16 protein-coding genes are annotated in these 23,322 nt (G+C 65.1%); 10 read left to right on the top strand and 6 right to left on the bottom strand.

Going from position 1 to position 23,322, the window contains the following annotated elements:
- The first annotated feature begins 65 nt into the window (after window positions 1–65).
- From glgX to GGR45_RS06010, 8 genes are all read left to right on the top strand, one after another.
- Window positions 66–2,168 (top strand): glycogen debranching protein GlgX, encoded by a 2,103-nt coding sequence (gene glgX, locus GGR45_RS06045; RefSeq protein WP_246358079.1) that lies wholly within the window; start codon window positions 66–68, stop codon window positions 2,166–2,168.
- Window positions 2,165–3,859 (top strand): malto-oligosyltrehalose trehalohydrolase, encoded by a 1,695-nt coding sequence (gene treZ, locus GGR45_RS06040; RefSeq protein ID WP_175312221.1) that lies wholly within the window; start codon window positions 2,165–2,167, stop codon window positions 3,857–3,859. The genes glgX and treZ overlap by 4 nt, the downstream gene beginning before the upstream one ends.
- Window positions 3,856–5,742, top strand: a complete 1,887-nt coding sequence (malQ, locus tag GGR45_RS06035; RefSeq protein WP_175312222.1) for a 4-alpha-glucanotransferase — start codon at window positions 3,856–3,858, stop codon at window positions 5,740–5,742. The genes treZ and malQ overlap by 4 nt, the downstream gene beginning before the upstream one ends.
- Before the next feature lie 25 nt (window positions 5,743–5,767).
- A complete protein-coding gene (treY, locus tag GGR45_RS06030; RefSeq protein ID WP_175312223.1) occupies window positions 5,768–8,167 on the top strand; it encodes a malto-oligosyltrehalose synthase in 2,400 nt (799 codons plus the stop codon).
- Complete coding sequence (locus tag GGR45_RS06025) at window positions 8,164–8,727, top strand: DNA-3-methyladenine glycosylase (protein WP_175312224.1); 564 nt, start codon at window positions 8,164–8,166, stop codon at window positions 8,725–8,727. The genes treY and GGR45_RS06025 overlap by 4 nt, the downstream gene beginning before the upstream one ends.
- Window positions 8,728–8,832: 105 nt before the next feature.
- Window positions 8,833–9,021 (top strand): hypothetical protein, encoded by a 189-nt coding sequence (locus GGR45_RS06020; protein WP_175312225.1) that lies wholly within the window; start codon window positions 8,833–8,835, stop codon window positions 9,019–9,021.
- A 90-nt stretch (window positions 9,022–9,111) separates the two neighbouring features.
- Window positions 9,112–9,738 (top strand): retropepsin-like aspartic protease family protein, encoded by a 627-nt coding sequence (locus GGR45_RS06015; RefSeq protein ID WP_175312226.1) that lies wholly within the window; start codon window positions 9,112–9,114, stop codon window positions 9,736–9,738.
- A gap of 88 nt (window positions 9,739–9,826) precedes the next feature.
- Window positions 9,827–12,922: a PAS domain-containing protein gene (locus GGR45_RS06010; protein ID WP_175312227.1), complete on the top strand. Its 3,096-nt coding sequence runs from the start codon at window positions 9,827–9,829 to the stop codon at window positions 12,920–12,922.
- Window positions 12,923–13,255: 333 nt separating this feature from the next.
- Here the strand turns inward: GGR45_RS06010 and GGR45_RS06005 are convergent, their stop codons facing one another.
- The 4 genes from GGR45_RS06005 to GGR45_RS05990 are packed head-to-tail and all read right to left on the bottom strand — an operon-like array spanning window position 13,256 to window position 17,939.
- Window positions 13,256–14,584 carry an ATP-binding protein gene (locus GGR45_RS06005; protein WP_175312228.1) on the bottom strand — a complete coding sequence of 443 codons (1,329 nt, stop codon included), beginning with the start codon at window positions 14,582–14,584 and terminating at the stop codon, window positions 13,256–13,258.
- The gene (locus tag GGR45_RS06000; protein WP_175312229.1) at window positions 14,581–15,291 is read right to left on the bottom strand and encodes a response regulator; all 711 of its coding nucleotides are present in this window, start codon (window positions 15,289–15,291) and stop codon (window positions 14,581–14,583) included. Before GGR45_RS06000 ends, GGR45_RS06005 begins: the two co-directional genes overlap by 4 nt.
- Window positions 15,292–15,300: 9 nt before the next feature.
- Window positions 15,301–15,870: a gamma carbonic anhydrase family protein gene (locus GGR45_RS05995; protein ID WP_175312230.1), complete on the bottom strand. Its 570-nt coding sequence runs from the start codon at window positions 15,868–15,870 to the stop codon at window positions 15,301–15,303.
- A complete protein-coding gene (locus tag GGR45_RS05990) occupies window positions 15,870–17,939 on the bottom strand; it encodes a malate synthase G (protein WP_175312346.1) in 2,070 nt (689 codons plus the stop codon). Before GGR45_RS05990 ends, GGR45_RS05995 begins: the two co-directional genes overlap by 1 nt.
- A 116-nt stretch (window positions 17,940–18,055) precedes the next feature.
- On the opposite strand from GGR45_RS05990, the gene GGR45_RS05985 reads away from it, so the two are divergent.
- Both GGR45_RS05985 and GGR45_RS05980 read left to right on the top strand, forming a co-directional pair.
- A complete protein-coding gene (locus GGR45_RS05985; RefSeq protein WP_175312231.1) occupies window positions 18,056–18,928 on the top strand; it encodes a LysR family transcriptional regulator in 873 nt (290 codons plus the stop codon).
- A gap of 79 nt (window positions 18,929–19,007) precedes the next feature.
- Entirely contained in the window at window positions 19,008–19,943 is a 936-nt protein-coding gene (locus GGR45_RS05980; protein ID WP_175312232.1) for a DUF808 domain-containing protein, read from the top strand.
- A gap of 6 nt (window positions 19,944–19,949) precedes the next feature.
- On the opposite strand, the gene GGR45_RS05975 is transcribed toward GGR45_RS05980, so the two are convergent.
- Both GGR45_RS05975 and GGR45_RS05970 read right to left on the bottom strand, forming a co-directional pair.
- Window positions 19,950–20,168, bottom strand: coding sequence for a DUF5818 domain-containing protein (locus GGR45_RS05975; RefSeq protein WP_246358077.1), 219 nt, complete (start codon window positions 20,166–20,168; stop codon window positions 19,950–19,952).
- A gap of 38 nt (window positions 20,169–20,206) precedes the next feature.
- The gene (locus GGR45_RS05970) at window positions 20,207–23,248 is read right to left on the bottom strand and encodes a ligand-binding sensor domain-containing diguanylate cyclase (protein WP_175312233.1); all 3,042 of its coding nucleotides are present in this window, start codon (window positions 23,246–23,248) and stop codon (window positions 20,207–20,209) included.
- Window positions 23,249–23,322 lie beyond the last annotated feature (74 nt).

Below are 23,322 nucleotides of genomic sequence, written 5' to 3'. Positions count from 1 at the left end.
TAGTGGCCCGATCCACATCGAAATTGCCACACGCATAGTCCTTCGACTTTTGCCGGAGAGCCCTTTTGACTGATTTGCCCGACCAGATTCTCCCCGGCTCCGCCTATCCGCTGGGTGCGACCTTCGATGGCGAGGGGGTGAATTTCGCCGTCTTTTCAGCCAATGCGGACCGGATCGAGCTTTGCATCTTCGATCCCCAGGGAAAGCGGGAATTGCGGCGCTATTCCCTGCCCGAATGCACCGACGAGGTATGGCATGGCTATCTGCCGGATGTCGGGCCGGGCCTGCTTTATGGCTACCGCGCGCATGGCCGCTACGAGCCCGAGGCCGGGCATCGTTTCAATCCCAACAAGCTGCTGCTCGATCCCTATGCCCGCAAGCTCCATGGCGAGATCAAATGGACCGACGCGCTGCACGGGTATCAGATCCGCTCCAAGAAAGAGGATTTGAGCTTCGACAAGCGCGACAGTGCCGCCGCCATGCCCAAGGCGGTCGTGGTCGACGACCATTTCGACTGGTCGCGCGATGTGAAGCCTAACACCCCTTGGTCGGAAACCGTGATTTACGAAGCCCATGTGAAGGGGCTGACCAAGCTGATGGAGCTGGTGCCGCCACGCGAGCGCGGCACCTATGCCGGCCTTGGCCACCCGGCGGTTATCAAGCATCTGAAGCGGATCGGCGTCACCGCGATCGAGTTGCTACCGATCCACAGCTTCACGCAGGACCGCTTTCTTCAGGAAAAGGGGCTCCGCAACTATTGGGGTTATAACACCCTTGGCTTCTTCGCGCCCGAACAGGCCTATTTCGCGACCGACACCCAGGATGAGCTGCGTCGCGCGGTGTACAAGCTGCACAAGGCGGGGATCGAGGTCATTCTCGACGTGGTGTACAACCACACTTGCGAGGGATCGGAGAAGGGGCCGACCCTCTCTTGGCGCGGGCTCGACAATGCCAGCTATTACCGGCTGGTGCAGGATCAGCCGCGCTACACCATCAACGACACCGGCACCGGCAACACGCTGAACCTGTCCAAGGCGCGGGTTATCCAGATGGTGACGGACTCGCTGCGCTATTGGGCGACAAGCTTTGGCGTCGACGGCTTCCGCTTCGATCTGGGCCTGACGCTGGGACGCGAGGCGACGGGATTCGATCCGGGTGCGGCGTTCTTCGACGTGCTGCGGCAGGACCCGGTGCTGGGCCGGTTGAAGCTGTTGACCGAGCCTTGGGATGTCGGGCCGGGCGGCTATCAGCTTGGCAATTTCCCGCCGGGCTTTTCGGAATGGAACGACAAGTACCGCGATACCGTCCGCAAATTCTGGCGCGGCGATCCCGGCCAGCGCGGCGAACTTGCGGCACGGCTGTCGGGTTCGGGCGACCTGTTCGACCGGCGCGCTCGGCGTCCTTGGGCCAGCCTCAACATGCTGGCCGCGCATGATGGCTACACGCTGGCCGATACGGTCATGTACGAGCAGCGGCACAATGAGGCCAACAAGGAAGACAATCGCGACGGCCATTCGGAGAATTACTCGCGCAACTGGGGCGCCGAAGGTCCGACCGACGATGAGGGGATCAAGGCCGCGCGGGGGCGCGTGATGCGGTCGATGATGACGACGCTCCTCGCCTCGCTTGGCACGCCGATGATCGTCGCGGGCGACGAGTTCGGCCGAACCCAGCAGGGCAACAACAATGCCTATTGCCAGGACAATGAGATCAGCTGGCTCGACTGGAAGGCCGCAGCGTCCGAAGAAGGCGAGGAAATGATCGCGTTCACCGCGCGACTGGCCGAGCTTCGCCGCCGCTACCCGGTGCTGCGCGCGCCCAGCTTCCTCTATGGCGACGATGCACCGGGACACGGTATCAACGATATCGAATGGTGGGACGAGCGCGGGGAACAGCTCAGCCCGGAGGATTGGGACAATCCCGAGGGGCGTGCTCTAATGATGCGCCGTGCGGCTGCAACCGAGGATGGCGGAGTGGAGGCGGTGTCGCTGCTGCTTAATGCCTCGCCCGATCCGATCGCCTTCACCCTGCCCGCGCCCCATGCCGCGCGCGTCGTCCTGATCGACAGCGCCAAGCCCGAACAGGGTGAGGTCGAGATCGATGACAGCTACGAGGTCGGGCCGCAGAGCGCGGTGCTCATCACCTGGCGGGATACGGTCGAGGCATGACGCATTGGGGTCCCGAGCTGCGCGCCGGCGCAGACACCCGGTTCGGTCTCTGGGCGCCGGATCGCGATGCGGTGACGTTGGAGATCGATGGCGCGCCCTCGGTGGCGATGGAACGCGACGGCGAGGGGTGGTTCTCCGCCACCGCTCCGGCGGCCGCCGGGACGCGCTACCGCTTTCGTCTGGATGATGATCTGATCGTACCCGACCCCGCCTCGCGACTTCAGTCGGGCGGGGTCCACGGGTGGAGCGTGGTGGTCGATCCGTTTTTCACCTGGAGCGCAACCGAATGGCGCGGGCGGCCCTGGGAGGAAATGGTGCTGCTCGAAGTCCATGCCGGAACCCTCGGCGGCTTTGAGGGCCTTCGCCAAAAGCTCCCCGCCATCGCCGCATCCGGTATCACGGCGATCGAGCTGATGCCGATCAACGCATTCGGCGGCACGCGCAACTGGGGCTATGACGGCGTCTTGCCCTATGCGGTTGCTGAACCTTATGGCTCACCAGCCGAGCTCAAGACGCTGGTGGACACCGCGCACGGGCTGGGTCTCTCGGTCTTTCTCGACGTGGTCTACAACCACTTCGGGCCGGACGGAAATTATTTGAATGCCTACGCCAGCGCTTTCTTTCACCAGGAGGCGGATACGCCGTGGGGCGGCGCGGTGGCGGTCGATGCCGATCCGGTGCATCGCTTTTTCGTGGATAATGCCCTGATGTGGCTGCGCGATTACCGGATCGACGGGCTGCGCTTCGATGCCGTCCACGCCATCGAAAACGATCGCTTCCTCGACCGGATGGCAAGCGAAATCCGCTCCGCCCTGCCCGAGCGGCAGGTTCATCTGGTCCTGGAGAATGAGAGGAACGACGCCAATCGGCTCGGCTCCGGATGCTATGACGCCCAGTGGAATGACGACTTTCACAATGTCCTGCATGTCCTGCTGACCGGCGAGACCAGCGCCTATTATGGCGACTTCGCCGATCGTCCGGCCGAGCGGCTGGCCCGCTGTCTGAAGGAAGGCTTCATCTATCAGGGCGAGGGTTCGCCCAACCACGACGGCAAGCCGCGCGGCAAGCCGTCGGGCGATCTGCCCAGTACCGCCTTCGTCGCCTTTCTCCAGAACCACGATCAGGTCGGCAACCGCGCGATGGGCGAACGGCTGATCCATCTGACCGACCGCGAGCGGCTACGTGCGGCCACCGCCTTGCTGCTGCTCGGCCCGCAAATTCCCCTGCTGTTCATGGGTGAGGATGAGGGCAGCGAAAGTCCCTTTCTGTTCTTCACCGACTTTCACGATGAACTCGCCGACGCGGTGCGCGAGGGGCGTCGGCGGGAGTTCGCCAAGTTCGACGCCTTTGCCGACGAGCAAGCCCGCGCGCGCATCCCCGACCCCAATGCGCGCCGCACGTTCGATGCCTCGATCCCCGAGCCGGGGCCGCAAGCCGGGGAATGGCGGGCGCTGTACCGGGAATTGCTGGCGCTGCGGCAAGTTCATATCGTGCCGCGCTTGAAGGGCACCGTCGGCCTGGCAGCGGAGGTCACAGGCCCGGCGCGGGTGAGGGCTCGCTGGCGCATGGCCGATGGCGCGACGCTGACCATCGTGATCGATCTGGGCCATGCGCCCGAGCCAATCGCCGAGGAGGCGGGCCAACTGATCTACCGCGAAGGCGACCGCTTCGCCGCATGGATTGTCGAATGACCGACCTCCATGCCCGTGCCGAAGCCGCCGGCTTGTCGCGTCAGTGGCAGGACGCCAAGGGCCAGGATCAGTGCGTTTCCGACGAGGCACTGGCGGCGATCTTCGACCGGTTGGATACCGGTGTGGACGAGGTCACGTTCGTGTCGGGCGAATTGCACGAAACCATGGCCCTGCCCGACACCTGCCGCGATGGGGCGGCACGGCTGATCCTCGAAAACGGTGAAACGGTCTCGGTGATGTTGCGAGACCGCGCCCTGTCGGGCATCGGTCAGCCAGGCTATCATCGCTTGGAACAGGGCGAGCGGCACTGGACGGTCGCGGTCGCCCCGCCCCACTGTCCCGCTCCACCGCCGGGCCGGCATTGGGGGAGTGCCGTCCAGATCCCGTCGCTGCGCGAGGGTGGCGGCGCGTTCGGCGATTTCGCCAGTTTGGCGCGCGCGGCAAGGACGCTCGGCCACGCCGGTGCCGCCGCACTGGCCATCAGCCCCGCCCATGCGCTGTTCCCTGCCGATGCTACCCTCTTCAGCCCCTATGCGCCGTCGAGCCGCTTGTTCCGCAATGTCTGGCTCGCCCCTGCAGGCGATCCGGTTGCCGACGCACCTTCCTTGATCGACTGGGCCAACGCCGCGCCCGATCGGATGCGGGACCTGCGGCTGGTCTATGACCGGCTGGACGAAGCGCAAGGCCGCGCCTTTGATAGCTGGCGACAGGCGCGCGGCGAGCGGTTGGAAGCCCAGGCTCGGTTCGATGCGCTTCACGCCTATTTCCATGCCCGCGACCGGGCGAGCGGCTGGCCGGACTGGCCGGAAGACTATCGCGATCCGGCGAGCGAGGCGGTCGACCATTTCGCCGCCGAACACCGCGACGCCGTCCGTTTCTACGCCTTTGCCCAATGGTGGGCCGACCGCGCGCTTCGCGATGCGGCGGACACTGCGCGGGACAGCGGCATGGCGATCGGGTTGATCGCCGACCTTGCCATCGGCGTCGCGATGGACGGCGCGGATGGCTGGAGCCGACGCGGCGAGTTGCTAACCGGGTTGTCCATCGGCGCGCCCCCCGATCCGCTGGGTCCGGATGGGCAGAATTGGGGGATCACCGCCCTATCGCCTTTCGCGCTGCGTCGGCAGGGGTTCGCGCCGTTCATCGACACGCTTCGCGCCGTCTTCGCGCATGCGGGCGGCGTCCGCATCGACCACGCCCTCGGGCTGTGCCGCCTGTGGATAGTGCCGGACGGCGCCCCCGCCGATCAGGGGGCGTATCTGGCGATGCCCTTTGCCGACATGCTGCGTATCCTGAGGATCGAGGCGCAGCGGGCGAATGAGGGGCGCGGGGCTATTGTGATCGGGGAGGACCTCGGTACCGTGCCGCCGGGGTTCCGCGACATCATGGCCAAGGCCGGGATGCTCGGGATGCGCGTCCTGCCGTTCGAGCGGGACGCGCAAGGCGGATTCCTTTCGCCCGAGACCTGGAGCGGGCAGGCCATTGCCATGACGGCCACCCATGACATCGCGACCGTCGCCGGATGGTGGAAAGGTCGCGACTTGGAATGGCGTGCCCGGATCGCCGGACATGCGGTGTCGCCGGATGACAGCAACGGGCGCGAACAGGAACGTTCCGCGCTGTGGCGAGCGATCGGAGACGACGGGCAGGAGCCGGACGACCCGGGCACCGTCGTCGACGCCGCCATTGCCGCCGTTGCCCGGACTCCCTGCCCGCTGGCCATCGTGCCGGTCGAGGATCTGCTGGGGCTGGATGAGCAGCCGAACCTGCCTGGCACGATCGACGAGCATCCCAACTGGTGTCGCCGCCTGCCGGATACGCTTGACCGTGCGGTTACCACCCCGGACGTCGCCGCCCGCATCGCCGCGCTCAACGCCCGCTGACCCGCCTTTTCAAAGGACGCCGACCATGACGCCGCGCGCCACCTATCGCTTTCAGTTTCACAAGGACTTTCCCTTCGCGCGCGCAGAGGCCCTTCTGCCCTATCTCGACCGCTTAGGGATCAGCCATGTCTATGCCTCACCGATCACCACGGCGCCGGCGGGCTCGATGCATGGGTATGACGTGATCGACCCGACGCGGGTCAATCCCGAACTCGGCGGCGAGGAAGCGTTTCGTTCGCTCGCCAAGGCGGCCCGAGCGCGGGGCATGGGCACCATCATCGACATCGTGCCCAACCATATGGGTGTCGCGGGTGGCGGCAATCGCTGGTGGAACGACGTGCTGACCCATGGCCAGGCGAGCCGCTTCGCGCGCTTCTTCGACATCGACTGGTCGCGAAAGCTGGTCCTGCCGATCCTGGGCGATTCCTTGCGCAAGGTGCTGGCCGAAGGGCAGATCACGATAGAGCGCCGCGACGGTCGCGCCGAGATCGTCGCCTATGGCGAACATCGCCTGCCGATCCGCGACGACGATCAGGAAGAAGCCGAGGCCCTTGATCTCGACACGCTGCTCGACCGCCAGCACTATCGGCTGGCGTCCTGGCGGGTGTCGAACGATGAACTGAACTGGAGGCGCTTCTTCACGATCAACGATCTGGCGGGCCTGCGGGTCGAGGACGATGAGGTGTTCGAGGAAACCCACGCTCTATACTTCCGGCTTTACGCAGAAGGGCTGATCGACGGCGTGCGTATCGACCATGTCGACGGGCTGACCGACCCGATCGACTATTGCCGCAAGCTACGGGGGCGGTTCGATGCGATCCACAGGTCCGATGGAAACCGCGCCTATATCGTCGTCGAGAAAATCCTCGCCGCCACCGAGCCGATGGGTGACGATTGGGGCGTCGACGGCACCAGCGGCTACGACTTCATGGAAGAAATTTCGGCCCTGCTCCACGCGCCCGAGGGAACGCAACCGCTGGCCGACCTCTGGGCGCAGTTGAGCGGACGGTCGGACCAATTTGCGTCCGAGGAGTTGCAGGCGCGACAAGATTTGCTGGCGTGGCAATTTGCCGGGCAGCTGGACCAGTGTGTCGCGGCCTTCGCGTCGCTGCTTGCCTCCGCCCCCGAGTTGGAAGGATCAATCACCACCCCGATGCTGCGCCGCGCGATCGAGCGGCTGCTATGGGTTTTTCCGGTCTATCGGACCTATGGCCCGGACGCGCCGCCATCCGATGCCGTGATCCGGCAGATGGCACGCGAACGGGTGGAGCCGTTGCTGCCGCCCGGCGAAGCATTCGTCATCGATCAGATACTCGGCTGGCTGGCTGGCACCGGCTCCGGCGATCGCGAACGGCTGCACGAGGCGGTGCGGCGGTTCCAGCAGCTTTCGGCCCCCATCGCCGCCAAGGCGGTCGAGGATACCGCCTTCTACCGTCATGCGATTTTGCTTTCACGCAACGATGTCGGTTTCGATGCGGGGCGGCTGAGCCTGTCGATTGCGGGGTTTCACGATCGGATGAAGGACCGGGCCGAGCGTTTCCCACTGGCCATGCTGACGACCGCCACCCATGACCATAAGCGGGGTGAGGACGTCCGAGCGCGTCTGGCGGTGTTGAGCGCGATGCCGGAGGCGTGGCGGCGTCAGGTCGAGGCGTGGCGCACGCAGACACAGGCCATCGCCGAGGGCGTGGATCCGGCCGACTGGTACATGTTGATCCAGACGCTGGTCGGTGCCTGGCCCGATCCGGACGAACGGGGCGATTTCGCCGAGCGCATTGCTGCTTGGCAGGAAAAGGCGCTGCGCGAGGCCAAGCTGCGCTCCTCCTGGGAAGCCCCCGACACGGAATATGAGGGGCGTTGCAACCGTCTCGCGAAGCTATTGATCGATGACGAAAAAGGGGCACCTTTCCGCGAGGGCATGGCCGCCCTCCTGCATCATATCGGCCCCTCCGCCGAGGCCAATTCGCTGGTGCAGGTTGCGCTCCGCTATACGGTGCCGGGCATTCCCGATTGTTACCAGGGGACCGAATTCGTCGATCGGAGCCTTGTCGATCCCGACAATCGCCGTCCCGTCGATTATCCCGCTCGGGAGGCGGCGCTTGCCGAAAATCCGGCCCCGAAACAGACGCTGATTGCCGACCTGCTGGGCCTTCGGCGCCGCCACCCGGACTTGTTCACGCACGGCAGCTACCATCCCCTTGCCGTCACGGGCCATGGTCGCGACCGGGTCATCGCCTTCGAGCGGCGACATAGTGGCAACATCCTGACGTGCGTCTTCGGTCTAAGGCTGGAGCCTTTGAGAGATAAGCACGGCGCCGTCGACTGGCGTGACACGACGGTCGTATCCGAGGGGGGCGCGCTTCGCTTGGATCATCTGCTGGCGGCGGGTCCCCTGTGGTACGGATTGTTCGCTGACGGCGAATGAACCCGCTCCCCCCTTCTTTCTACGAGCAGGACGTGGACCGGGTGGCGCGCGCGCTGATCGGCGCCACGTTGACGGTCGACGGCGTGGGGGGCGTGATCGTCGAGACGGAGGCCTATGATGCCGCCGATCCTGCCTCACATAGCTTTGCGGGGCGCACCGCCCGTAACGCGGCGATGTTCGGGCCAGTCGGCCATGCCTATGTCTATCGCATCTATGGCCTGCACCATTGCCTGAACTTCGTATGCGGGACTTCGGGAAGTGCGGTTCTGATCCGTGCGCTGGAGCCACGGCATGGCATCGACATCATGCGCGAACGACGGGGTTCGGCGCTGCGCGTTGAGCAACTCTGCTCGGGACCCGGCAAGCTGTGCGCTGCACTTGGCATAAATCTCGGGCTCGACGGAGTATCGCTCGCGTCCCGGCCGTTCGATGTGCGCAAAGCGCCGACGGCCGTCCCCGTGATCGTCGGACGACGGATCGGCATCTCGAAAGCGGCTGAACGCCCGCGCCGCTTTGGATGGAAGGATTCGCCATGGCTTAGCCGAGAGATCATCGCTTGAATATGGCATTGCAGCATGTTCCTGCCGCAATGCAGCAACTAATTTGCTTGATCTTCACCACGGCAACAGCGAGCCTCGACAAATATTTGAAAAGAGGGCGAGTCGATGGAGTGGATCAAGGTCCTGGCAATGATTGCCATGGTCTATGGCATCTGGGCGGCGTATCGCTCATTGGGTTCGCCAGTTCTTCATAAGGGCTCCCGCTATTTTCGCCAGCCGGACGGCAGTTTTCGCCGGTGGTATGGCGGCCGCCGGTTCAGTGCATCCGAAATCGGGATGCCGGAACAAGGCTGATCGAGCACGGTCAGCAACGGTAAAGACGGACGCCCCTATGTCCGGGTCTTCGTCCACCCCATATGGGATGGACGAAGAGATGGAACCAAGATGTTTGCCAATCTGGGCGTCCCCCTACCCCTGTTAGCCGTTGTCGTTGCCGTGGTGCTGGCGGGTTTCCTCGCCCGCCGGGTTCCGGTGTTGCGGGTCGCAATCAGCCTGTTCACATGGCTGTTGCTGGGCGGCCTGCTGTTCATCCTGTTGCAACAGCGCCAGCAGTTCGATCCCTATATCCAGCGCGCGATGCAGATGCTTGATCTGCAGGACCAAAGCGTCGTCGGTAACACGGTGCGCATACGCATGGCGCCGGACGGCCATTTCTGGGCTCGCGTGACGGTGAACGGCGTCAGCCGGCGGATGCTGGTCGACAGCGGCGCGACGCTGACGGCGCTGTCCACCGAAACGGCACGTGCCGCAGGCCTGCACCCCGCCAAGCCCGCCTTTCCGGTGGTGCTGAATACGGCGAACGGGATGATCCGCGCAGACACCGCCCGTGTCGACTCGTTGCGTATCGGTACCATTAGCGCCAGCAAGGTGCCCGTGGTGGTGTCGCCGGCCTTTGGCGAGACCGATGTGCTGGGCATGAATTTCCTGTCCCGGCTCAAAAGCTGGAGGGTCGAAGGTGCGACCCTCATTCTGGAGCCGCACCATCCCCAGCCATTAACCGAGCGGTCATGACAGAAATGCTACGCAAAGTGATGAAACTTAACGCGATTGGCGCCGCAGCCGATTGACTTGACGGTATAGCTTACTCATGCGTCAACCCATGACCAATCCCCTGTCGCGAACGCTGTCGCTCCCGCCGCAGCTAGACCGGTATGTCGCCGAAGCCGTAAAGGCGGGCGATTTTCCCGACGAACAGGCGCTGTTCGTCGCCGCGATCGAGCGGATGCGCGCGGATGGCCCCGTTTCGGATGTCGACACCTGGCTGATCGGTGGGGGCGAATGTGGCCAGCGGGTTCGCGACAGGGACTGGTCAACAAGCCCGCTGGGACCGGTCGGCACATGGCCGAGCGTGCTGCGCACGACGATCGCCAATATCGTTCACTCGCCGATCGCCAAGGTCCTGATGTGGGGTTCCGACCATGTCATGATCTACAATGATGCCTATCGCAGCATCGCCGGGCCGCGCCATCCCGAGGCATTTGGCGGACTGGTGCCGCAGGTGTGGCCCGAAATTTGGGACTGGAACCGAGATGTCCTGAACCGCTGCTTTCGGGGGGAGGACATCGCCTACCGGGATCAGACGCTGATCGTCACGCGGGCAGGCGTGGAGGAGGAGGTCGTGTTCGACCTCTATTACACGCCCGTCTATCTGGAATGCGGGAAGGTCGGCGGGGTGATGTGCACCGTCGTCGAGAATACCGGCCGGGTTGCGGCCGAGCGGCGACTGGCCGAAAGCGAGGCCGAACTTCGCATCATCACCGATTCGCTTCCCGTACTGGTCGCCTTTGTCGATCGCGACGAGCGTTATCGGTTCGCCAATAACTATTATCGCGAATTCCTGGGCGTCGATCCGGAGGCTATGCTGGGCCATCGGATCGGCGACGTCCTGACCGCGGCGGATTATGCCGAGCGTCGCCCGCTCATTGAACGCGCGCTTGCCGGTGAGACGATCGTCGCCGATGTGCATCTGCATCACCGTGACGGCAGCCGGCGCAAGGCCGAAACCCGCTATATTCCGCGTCGTGGCGAGGGTGGCGCGGTGATCGGTTTCCATATCCTGGTCTTCGACGTCGATGAACGCGCCCGCCATGCCGAGACGATCGAACGCAGCAACCGCCGCTTCCGCGCCGCCATGGATGCGGTCCACGGCGTCCTGTGGACGAACAGTGCCGATGGGCGGATGATCGGCGAGCAGCCTGGCTGGTCGGCGATCACCGGCCAGACGCCCGAACAATATCAGGGCTTCGGCTGGTCGAGCGCGGTCCATCCGGACGATGCCGCCGCAACGATCGTCGCCTGGAACGAGGCTGTCGCCTCCAAAAGCATGTTCATCCACGAGCACCGCGTCTGCCGCCATGACGGCGTGTGGCGGACCTATGCGATCCGCGCATTGCCCATCACCGGGACCGACGGCGAACTGATCGAGTGGGTCGGCGTCCATACCGACATCACCGAGCAGCGTGCGGCGGAACAGGCGCTTCGCGATCAGGCTACGCTGCTCGCCCGCCAGGTCCACCACCGCGAACGCGCTGAGGCGCAGCTTCGTCAACTCAACGAGACGCTGGAAACCCGCGTCATCGAGGAGATAACGGAACGACGTCAGGCCGAGATGAAGCTCGCCCAGGCGCAGAAGATGGAGACGATCGGCAAGCTGACCGGCGGTGTTGCGCACGACTTCAACAATCTGCTCCAGGTCGTGTCGGGCAATCTGCAACTGCTCGGCAAGGATGTCGCCGGCAACCAGCGTGCCGAGCAGCGGGTTGCCAACGCCATGGCGGGCGTGTCTCGCGGCTCGAAGCTCGCCTCGCAGCTCCTCGCCTTCGGACGCCGGCAGGCACTGGAGCCCAAGGTCGTCAACGTCACCCGTTTCGTACAAGGCATGGACGACATGTTGCGCCGCGCCATCGGCGAGGGCGTGGAGATCGAGACGATCGTGGGCGGTGGCCTGTGGAACACCTTCATCGATCCGGCGCAGATCGAGAATGCGCTGCTCAATCTGGCGATCAACGCGCGCGACGCGATGGACGGTCACGGCAAGCTGACCATCGAACTCAGCAACGCGCATCTCGACGATGATTATGCGCGCACCCATGATGAAGTGACGCCGGGTCAATATGTCATGCTGGCGGTCTCCGACACGGGCAGCGGCATGTCTGACGAGATCATCCACAAGGTCTTCGAACCCTTCTTCTCGACAAAGAGCGAGGGCAAGGGATCGGGGCTGGGCCTGTCGATGGTCTATGGTTTCGTCAAACAGTCCGGCGGCCATGTGAAGATCTATTCCGAGGTCGGCCAAGGCACCACGATCAAGCTGTACCTGCCTCGCGCCATGGAAGCCGAAGATGTCGAGGTAGCCGTCGATACCGGTCCGATCACAGGTGGCACCGAAACCGTGCTGGTCGTCGAGGACGATGCGGAAGTGCGCTCCACCGTCGTCGAGCTGCTGTCCGATCTGGGGTACCGCGTCCTGAAATCGGTCGATGCGCAGAGCGCGCTCAGCGTCGTCGAAAGCGGCATCCCGATCGACATCCTGTTCACCGACGTCGTGATGCCCGGTACGCTCAAGAGCCCCGAGCTGGCCCGCAAGGCCCGCGAACGGCTACCTGACATCGCGGTCATCTTTACCTCGGGATATACCGAGAACTCGATCGTTCATGGCGGACGCCTGGACAAGGGGGTCGAGCTCTTGTCCAAGCCCTATACGCGTGAGGCGCTGGCGCGGAAGTTCCGGCACGTCCTCGCCAACCAGCGGCAGCGGAACATGCCCAAGGGCGATGCGCCTTCGGCCACGCGGGACACCTCGTCGGACGACAAGGCGGCGCGGCAACCGCTACATGACGGCCGGACCATATTGCTGGTTGAGGATGACGATCTGATCCGCACGAACACGGCCGAAACGCTTCAGGAGGCGGGCTTCGTGGTCGTACACGCGGTCACGGCGGAGGAAGCGATGACCGCGCTTCAGACCGCACAGATCGATGTGCTGGTAACCGACCTCAACCTGCCCGGCGAGTCCGGCGTGGAGCTCGCGGCGCGGGCTCGGCAGTTGCGGCCGAGTCTGGCGATCGTGTTTGCAACAGGAGATGGCGGCATGGCGGCCGAGGCGGCCAATATGGATGCTGCGCTGCTGATCAAGCCCTATTCGGCGGGCCAGTTGATCCGCGCGATCCGCGGCCGATTGGAAATCGTGGGGTAGGCGACCCGGCGCTGAGCCGGATCGCCTACCCCATCTCGCGCAGGCTCATGCCAGAGGGGGCAGCAGAGGAGCCGTTGCGAAACCTGTAAGGTGGGTTAGCGGGCCTTCCAGCCCTCGATCGCGGCGAAGGTGATGATCACCGCGAGCACGAGCAGGGCACCCTGCAATTCCAGTGCGGTCAAATCGAACTCCATCGTCATCGGTCATTCTCCCGATTGATCTTGCCTAAACTCGTAGAGGAGCGGCCTTGCGCGCATCGCAAACAGCGTCTCGTCCTCTGCGTTCAAGATATAGGCGGCGATCTTTGCTGCCGTGCAGCGAATGCGTGACAAATTATGTCCGACAATGAGGAAGGCGAATTTCGGCGCAAAGGCCGCCTTCCGGCCGGTTGGCCAAGGTCAACTCGCCACCCTCGGCCGCGACGACCCGCGCCACGATCGATAGTCCCAGACCGAACCCCACCGTATCGCGGCGGCGTGCGGTATCGAGCCGGACGAACGGCTCCAGCACCAACTCCAGCGATTCGTAGGGGATACCGGGACCATCATCCTCGACACGAATACGCACATCGTCGCCCGGATCGACCTGCAAGGTGATGATCGCATGTTCGCCGTAATGGAGGGCATTCTCGACCAGGTTGGTCAGCGCGCGCTTCATACCGAAACGGCGTAGGCGGCAGTCGAAATGGTCTGGCCCGACATAGCGGACATCGCGGCCATGATCGACGGCGTCGTCGGCCAGATTGGCGCATAGGATGGCCAAGTCGGTCAACTCGGGTTGCTCGACATCCCCCTCTCCGCCCAGAAAGGCCATCAGCGAGGAGACCATAGCCTCCATTTCCTCGATATCGGTACCGATCGCCTCGCGGACCTCGTCGTCGCGGATCGCATCGGCGCGCAGGCGCAGGCGGGCGAGCGGCGTGCGAAGGTCATGGCCGACCGCCGCCAGTGCGCGCGTGCGTTCGTCGATCAATCGTCCGATACGCGCCTGCATCCGGTTGAAGGCGCGGGTGACATGGCGGACCTCGCCCGGCCCCCGCTCCGGCACGATCAGCGCCGCCCCCTGCCCGCCATGGCCACGACCCAATTTGTCGGCGGCCCGCGCGAGCATCCGTAGCGGATGCAGGATACGCCCGATCAACGCCCCGCTCAGCAGCATCAGTGCGATCGCCGGGATCAGCGCGAGCAAGACCCGCCCAAGCGCCAGATCGAGCGTCCGCACCCCCTCGCGCATCCGGAAGCTGAGCAGCGATCCGTCGTCCAGCCGCAGGTCGCCCGATACGACCGAGGTCCGCCCGGGCGAGGTCAGCCGCAGATGGATGTCGGTTGCCGATAGCGACGGCTCCCAGTCGACGATCTGGCGGCGCATACTGTCCATGGCAGGTGCGATCGCCGGGCGGGGCGGTGCGGAGGACGACCAGCTGACGATATAGCGGTCGGTGGTCAGTTCCTCGGCGACTTCAGGGCGTTCGATGGAGGGGCGCTCGTTGAGGACTCGACGGGCGACGATCAGATGCTCGGCCAGGCGGCGCGCTTCATCGTCGCGGACCGAGACATGGCTTGCTCGTTCGTAAAGATAGGTGGAGATCGCAAACTCGATCGTAACCGCAAGCAGCAGGATCGCGACGATCCGGCCGAGCAGGCCGACCGAGGGCCGGATCACCGTCGCTCCACCGGCACATTAAGCATGTAGCCGACGCCGCGCACCGTGACGATCGGTGCGGCCCCGCCCGCCCCCGAAAGCTTCCGCCGGAGGCGGCTGACCAGCACATCTATGCTGCGATCCGAACTGTCGCCGATCCGAGCCCGCGACAGCTCGATCAGCCGCTCCCGTGCCACGACACGCTGGGCATTGTCGAGAAAGGCGACCAGCAGGTCGAACTCGGCCCCGGTCAGCTCTACCTGCGCGCCCGACGGCGACATCAACTCGCGACGTGGCAGGTTGGCGGTCCAGCCATCGAAGCCCAAAATCCCCGCCTCGCGCTCACCGGGGGTATTCTCCAGGCCACCGCGGCGCAGGACGGCGCGGATGCGCGCTACCAGCTCGCGGGTGCCGAACGGCTTGGCAAGATAATCGTCCGCGCCCAGCTCCAGTCCGACGACACGGTCGACCTCGCTGCCCTTGGCGCTGATGAAAATGATCGGGACCGTGCTCTTCTGGCGCACCTGTCGGCACAGGTCGATGCCGCTGGTGCCAGGCAACATGATGTCGAGCAGGATCAAGTCGATTTGCCCCACCTCGAGCGCCTGCCACATTTCGGGTGCGGCGTTGGCCAGCTTGACGGCAAAGCCATTTTCCTGAAACGCGCGGGCGGTCAGGGTGCGAAGGGCGGGATCGTCCTCGACGATCAGAATGGTGGGCGGGGTCACGCCCGTTGGCTAGGCACGTCGCGTCCGTGCGTCAACGTCCGCGCCGGGCCGGTTCACGTCCAGGCGCGTCAGGCCTGCGGCATATCGCCCCGCGCGCTCTGCATAGCCGGCAGCGGAACCGTGCAGGCGTTCGCTCTGGTCAGGCTCCAGCGTGCGGACCGCGCGGGCGGGGGCTCCGACGATGAGGCTGCCTGGCGGAAACACCTTTCCCTCCGTGACCAGTGCGCCTGCTCCCACCAGCGAACCGGCACCGATCACCGCATCGTTCAGCACCGTCGCCCCCATGCCGATCAGGCACCCGTCCCCGACCGTGCAGCCATGCAGGATCGCGCGATGACCGACGGTACAGTCCGTCCCGATGGTCAGCGGACTACCCGGATCGGAATGGAGGACCGCGCCGTCCTGGATATTCGTCCGCGCGCCCACATGCACCGGACCGTTGTCGGCGCGGATGACGGCGCCGAACCACAGGCTGACCTGCTCGCCAAGCACCGCCTCGCCGATCACATCCGCCGAAGGGGCGATCCAGGCGGTGTCGTGAATGACGGGCTCGCGGTCCTCTAGCGCATAAATCGGCATCAGGCCATCTTCTCCGGCATCGCTTGTGACTTGGCCAGCGCACGATAGCGGTGGAGCAGCGGCTCGGTATAGCCGTTGGGCTGCGCCAGCCCGTCGAAGATCAGGGACCGGGCAGCCTGCATCGCCCAGCCGTCCCGCGTCATCGGGCGGTAGACTGGATCGCCCTGATTCTGTGCATCGACCTTCGCCGCCATGCGGCTCAGCGCTTCCTCGACCTGATCGGAGGAGACGATGCCATGATGCAGCCAATTCGCGATATGCTGCGACGAGATGCGCAGCGTCGCCCGGTCCTCCATCAGGCCGATATCGTGAAGGTCGGGCACCTTGGAACATCCCACGCCCTGATCGATCCACCGCACGACATAGCCCAGTATGCCTTGCGCATTATTGTCGAGTTCGTCGGCGATCTCCTCCGGCGTCCAATCGGGCGCGCCAGCGATGGGTGGGGTGAGCAGGCGTTCCAGCGCCGCCACCGGTTCCGCAGCGCGTTCCGCCTGGCGGGCGGCGACGTCGATCCGGTGATAATGGATGGCATGAAGCGTCGCCGCGGTCGGTGACGGAACCCATGCGGTCGAGGCACCCGATAGCGGATGCGCGCTCTTTTGCGCGAGCATGTCGGCCATCCGGTCCGGCGCCGCCCACATGCCCTTGCCGATCTGAGCCCGTCCCGCAAAGCCGCAGGTCAGCCCGATCTGGACGTTGCGATCCTCATAGGCCTTGATCCAATCGCATTCCTTCATCGTGGCCTTGCGAACGACCGGGCCGCCCAGCATCGCGGTGTGGATCTCGTCGCCCGTGCGATCCAAAAATCCGGTGTTGATGAACACGATCCGGTCCTTCACCGCATGGATGCAGGCCGCGAGATTGGCGGAAGTGCGCCGTTCCTCGTCCATCACCCCGATCTTGATCCGATGTCGGGCCAAGCCCAGCATGTCCTCCACCGCGTCGAACAGGCGGTTGGCGAAAGCGACTTCCTCCGGCCCATGCATCTTGGGCTTGACGATATAGATCGAGCCTTCCCGCCGCATCGCGATCAGACTGGTGACGATCGCATCCAGAATGCCCTCTGGTGCCTCGCCGCCATCGGCCAGCCGCAGCGCGGGCGTGGTCATGAGGTGGCCGACATTGCGCACGAACAACAGGCTGCGTCCGGGCAAGGCGAAAGGCGATCCATCGGGCGCGCGATACATCCGGTCGGGTGCCAGCGTGCGCCTGATCGTGCGGCCGCCCTTATCGATCTCTGCCGACAGCGTGCCGTCGATCAGACCCAGCCAGTTGGCATAGCCCGCGACCTTGTCCTCCGCATCGACCGCGGCAACGGAGTCCTCCAGATCGCAGATGGTCGTCAGCGCGGATTCCAGCACGATATCGGCGATGCCCGCAGGATCGGTCCGGCCGATAGGATGATCGGGATCGACCACGATCTCGATATGAAGGCCGTGATGACGAAACAGCCAGCCCTTCTCGCTCCGCCCCCGGAACAGCGACGGGTCTTCGAGCCGGTCGATGGCGGCTTCGAGATCGGTTACGTCCCCCCACCCGCCGGCAATTGGCAATGTTTCATCGAGAAACGCGCGCGCCCATTGAATGACCGCCGCCCCGCGTTCCTGGTCATAGCCGCTCGTGGGCGACATGGGGGCAATGGCATCGGTGCCATAGAGCGCGTCGTACAGGCTGCCCCATCGGGCATTGGCGGCGTTCAGCAGGAAGCGCGCGTTGAGCATCGGCACGACAAGCTGCGGCCCGGCGCGTGAGGCAACCTCCTCATCGACATCGGTCGGTTCGATGGTGAAGGGCGCGGGCTCTGGAACCAGATATCCAATCTCGGTCAGGAATGCTCGCTGCTCCGCACCGCCATATGCTCCACCTTGCCGATACCAGGCATCGATTTGCGCCTGCAACACGTCGCGCCGGCGCAGCAGGGTCTCATTCTCCGGTGCGAAGCGGGCGAAGATGTCGGCCATACCCGCCCAGAAGCGATCGGTTTCAACGCCGCTGCCGGGAAGCGCCCAATCCTCCAGGAACCGGACCAGCGCCGGGGCCAAGGACAGGCCGTGGCGGTCGATCATGCGGTTTTCCTGTGACATGGAAATTCTCCTTCTACCCGATGATCGCCATGATAGGGCATCGCCTTTTGCTTCGGTAGTCGGCATAATGGCGGGGCTGTCGATCGTGGAAGGAACGAATGGACCCTGATATCGCCCTGTTTGTCGATGTCGTCCACCAAGGCAGTCTGGCCAGCGCGGCGCGCCTGTGGCGGCTGTCGCCCGCGATGGTGTCCAAACGGATCGCACGACTGGAAAGCCGATTGGGGGTACGCCTGCTCCACCGGACGACCCGCCGTCTGGCGTCTACCCAGGCCGGAGCGGCTTTTCATGCCGAGGTCGCGCCGCTGGTCGCCGGGCTCCGCGCGGCGGAGGCACGCGCGACGCAAAGTGGGGAAGGGCCTGGTGGCCCGCTTCGGGTCAGCGCCCCGACATCGTTCGGCCGGATGTGGATAGCGCCCTATCTCACCGCCTTTCTCGATCGTTATCCGTCGATCCGCTTGCGGCTCGACCTGACCGATGATTTCGTTGATTTGATCGACGGGGGCATTGATCTGGCCATCCGGATCACGGCCTCGCCGCCAGCCGGTCTGGCGGCGCACCGACTGGCCGACAATCGGCGGCTTCTTTGCGCCAGCCCCGCCTATCTCGCCAAGGCCGGAACGCCCCGAAGCATTACCGATCTGGACGGCCATTCGCTTCTCGCCGCCGAGGGGCAATTGCCCTGGCGGCTGACCGGAGCGACGGTGAACGGCGAAAGCCGCGTCCATACCCAGTCCAGCGAGGTAGTGCGCGAACTGGTGCTTGTCGGGGCGGGGGTGGCGTTGCGCTCGCTCTGGGACGTGGGTGATGCGCTGGCGGACGGACGCCTTGTTCGGGTTCTGCCCGATCACGAGGGTTCGGCCGCCGTCGGCATCTGGGCCATTCATGCCGCCACGGGCGCACCTCCGGCGGTGCCCGCCTTGCTCGCTCATCTCAGCGAGGTGTGGCGAGATACGCCTTGGATGAGATGACGGCTCCGTCATTTTTCCGTGCATCGATCGGGCACAGCCTCTAGGCACGGGGCAACAGGGTTTAGGGAGATACGGGTCGATGGCAGGTGGTCTGGTCGCATTGCTGGACGACGTGGCGGCGATCGCCAAGCTGGCGGCGGCGTCGCTGGACGATGTCGCGGGCGCTTCGGCGCGGGCGGGCGCGAAGGCGGCGGGCGTGGTCATCGACGACACAGCCGTCACCCCGCGCTATGTCGTGGGGCTGGCGCCGCAGCGCGAACTGCCGATCATCGGCAAGATCGCACTGGGATCACTGCGCAACAAGCTGATCTTCCTACTTCCCGCAGCACTGCTCCTGAGCGCCTTCGCTCCCTGGGCGATCACGCCGATCCTGATGGCGGGCGGCGCCTTTCTTTGCTTCGAGGCGAGCGAGAAGATCCTCGAAACGCTGACCGGTCATCATGCCGAGGCAGAAGACGCCGCGCCGGGCGACCCCAAGTCGCTGGAGGACCAGCAGGTTTCGGGGGCCATCCGGACCGACCTGATCCTGTCGGCCGAGATCATGGCGATCGCGCTGTCGGAACTGCCGGATCTGTCGATCGGGACGCAGGCGATCGCGCTCGCGCTGGTCGGCATCGCGATCACCGTGGGCGTATATGGTGTGGTGGCGGCGATCGTGAAGATGGACGATATCGGCCTTCATCTCGCACGACGCGACAATGCCACGGCAAAGGCGATCGGACGGGGACTGGTGAAGGCCATGCCGGTCATCCTTCGGGTGCTGGCAGTGGTAGGTACCGCCGCAATGATATGGGTCGGCGGCGGAATCATCGTGCACGGCATGGAGGAATTCGGGCTGACCGGCCTGCCCCATCTGATCCACGATACCGCCCATCATGTCGGCCAGGCGCTGCCCGTCGGCGGTCCGGTGGCGGAGTGGCTGGTCGGCGCAACCGGCGCGGCCATCGTTGGCCTCGTCGTCGGGGCAGTCATCGTCGGCATCCTGCACATCCTGCCCCGCAAGGGTTCCCATTGAGCCGGCTCAGGCAGCCCTGACCCCGTCAACCTCCATCACCTCGGGCGTAAGCATGTGGCCGGTGACCGCCACGGATTTGCCGACATGGTCGACGGGCACTCGCTTCAGGCGCAGCTCCACCGTCTTGCCGTCATCGCCTTCCAGCACGAAAGCGCCGCCCCGGCGGACCAGCCGACCAGTTTTGATCTGCGATGTTGGGGCATCGGGAGGGCCATTCATCGTCATGCCCCCCCAACCCCGACGCGCGCTTGTGGGTTCCGAAATTACGCGGCCTTGGAGACCCGATCCCGTCCGCCCCGCTTCGCGCCATAAAGCGCCTCGTCGGCTCGGCGGATCATCGCCGCCACATCTTCGCTGGGGCGCCACTCGGCGACGCCGGCGCTGAAGGTTACGCTGATCACCTGACTGCCAACGAGGAGTGGCGTCCCGGCAAATTCCGACCGCAAGCGTTCGACGATCACCGTCGCGTCGTCCAGGGTCGCGCGGGGGAACAAGATGGCGATCTCTTCCCCGCCATAGCGGGCGACGATGTCATCGCATCGGACACCATTTTGCAGACGGGCCGCGAGACGCACCAGCACTTCGTCTCCAGCGCCGTGTCCATAGCCGTCGTTGATCCGTTTGAAATGGTCGATGTCGAGCAGCGCAAAGGCAAAGCCGTCATCCTGCACGATGGCATGGTCGCGCGCGCTTTGCAGCGCCGCCATCAGGGTCCGGCGATTGGCCAGCCCGGTCAGCGGATCGGTGCTTGCCAGCCGGTCCAACTGTTCATTGGCGGCGCGCAAGGCGCTCGTTCGCTCCTCGACCATCCTCTCCAGCATTCGAGCGCGTCGGCGGATGACGGCCGTGACGAGCCAGAATGCCGCGCTGAGCAGCAGCAGAGACAGCACCGCCATGCCGATCCGTCCGAGCCAACTCTCATACCATTGAGGATCGACCGTAATCTCGACCCGTCGCGTGACGCTGTGCGTTCCCAGTCCCGGGATATGGGCGCGCAGTTCGAGCCCATAGCTTCCCGCAGGAAGGTTGGTATAGGTCGCGCTGGCCGGTGTCCCAGCAGGTATCGTCATCCAGTTCCGGTCGAACCCATCCAGCCGATAGCTGTATCGGATCTCGTCCGGCGCTTCATAATCGGCCAGCGCGAAACCGATCCGCAACGTTCGCCTGTCTTTCCCCCAACGGAGCGACAAAGCCTTGACGGCCGAATTCACGGCGACGGCATGGCCGTCGATGTCGACCGAACTGACGATCCGCGGTCCCGGCCGGATATGGCCCAAGCTGCCCAGCAGGATATCGGGTTGCAGCACGATCAAGCCATCGGGCGCGCCGAACAGCAACGACCCGTCCGCCATACGCGCCGCGGCACGCTGATTGAAGGCGCTGGCGCTCAGTCCGTCACGCTGGCTCATGACGCGGACGGAGCGGCCGGCAGCATCGATGACGGAGATACCGCCCGCGCTTGCGACCCAAGGGCGCTGGCGCGCGTCGAGGACGACCGATGCCACATTGTCGCCCGCCAGGCCCTGACCTTCCGAAATCGCGCGGAAGCGCCAGCCGCCGGGAACAGCACGCCCCCGCGCGACGCCGCCATAGGTGCCCACCCATAGGTCGCGCCCAATGGTGACGATCGAACCGGCATAGTCCTGCGGCAGGTTGCCCAGCCCGCCCGCACGGCTGGAGAAATTGGTGAACGTCCCGCGTGTCAAGTCGAGCTGCGCAATTCCACCTGGCGTGGCGATCAGGATGGCCCCGTCCGGGCGGGTCACGATGTTGATGACCTCATTGTTGGGCAGGCTTTGCGGGTCGGCGTCATCATGCTCGAACACCCGGACCTGCCCATCGCTGCGACGGCGGACGAACAGTCCCCGATAGGTGCCGATCAGCAGAAACTTCGGCGTCTCGGCCAGCGCAATCACCGGCAGGTCGCCGAGCCCTTCCACCGTCAGCGCACGCTGGGACAAGGTCCGGGGATTGATCGCGACCACCCCGCGTGCGCCAACCAGGATCGTGCCGTCGGACGACTCTAGAAGCGCCTTGATATCTTGCCCGCGATGCTGTCCCTGCAGGATCAACCGACGAACCCGGCCTGCGTCGCGGTCGATCGCGTCGACCGTCCCGTTGCCCATGCCCAACCAGATTCGGTCATGGCGATCGACCATGATACCGCGTACATTGTCGTCCGACAGCGACATGCGCGGATCGGGCATCGCCGATCCGATCCGCAGCGTGCCTCCCCCCGGGCCTTGCGTGCGGGCGGTGCCTAGATCGGTTGCGGCCCAGACTCCGCCCGATCCGTCTAGCGCCAGTGCGCGCACCGTATCCCTCGCCAGCGACATGGGGGCGGCCGCCAAGTGCCGCAGCGCGGTAGCGGCAAAGCCGGCGGACGGATCGATCAGCACGATCCCCATACCGTCGGTACCGACCCACAGCCGCCCCCTGCTATCCTCGATCATCGCTCGGATGGTCCGATGGCCGATCAGCGGCGCCCCGCCACGAAGGGCGGGTAACTGAGTGAAGCGGGGATCCAGGCCGCGATCGGTCGACATATAGATGCCGTTCGAGCCGGTTCCGACCCAAAGCCGCCCTCGCCGATCTCGCATGATCGACCAGATGTCGTGGCCATCCTCGCGGTCGACCAACGTGGTCCGCCGGAAGCGCATGGCGCCCGCCGGGCGTACCCACAGCCCGCCTTCGCATCCGGCCCAAAGTGTGCCGTCGGCATCACGATAGACGGCGAACGCTCCGTCGGTGCGGCCATCAGGATCCTTGATCCCGGCTCCCGCCATCGAATCGACGCGGTCGGTATCGGCCAGATAGTGATGAATGCCCCCGTCGGATGCAATATAGGCACCACCGGCGCCGTCCGACGTAAAGCCAAATATCCTGCTTCCGATCGGCCCGTTTTTCGACTTCAGCCGAACAAAACGGCCCGTCTCCGGCTCGTATCGCGCCAGCCCAGCGACATTGGTCCCGACCAGCAGCCCACCATCGGGCAACGCCATGAGCGAGCGGACATAATTGTCGGGCAGCGAGTAAGGATCGGTTCGACGTGCCTTGAAGCTGCGAGCGCGCTGGCCGTCATAGCGGGTCAGACCGCCCCGCGTGCCGATCCACATCGTCCCGTCGCTGGCCCGGACGACCGCCGTGGCGGTGATATGAGGCAGGCCGACAGCATCGCCCAAACGGGTGAAGCTCGGCGATTGCCATGCCGCCCACGGGTCGCCTCGCGTCGTCCCGAACGTCATGGCAGGCAGACAGAGGAACAGCAATAGGGCAGCGGCGCCGAAAGTCCGGGTGCGTTTCAAATCCTTCTCCGGCGGCCCCGATACAGCAGGACCGATAAATGGTTATCAGGGTCGATCAGCGACGCGGCGGGCTT

It is taken from the genome of Sphingomonas zeae (assembly GCF_014197135.1).
Lineage (GTDB): Bacteria > Pseudomonadota > Alphaproteobacteria > Sphingomonadales > Sphingomonadaceae > Sphingomonas > Sphingomonas zeae.
This window is presented reverse-complemented; position numbering and strand designations above follow the sequence as displayed.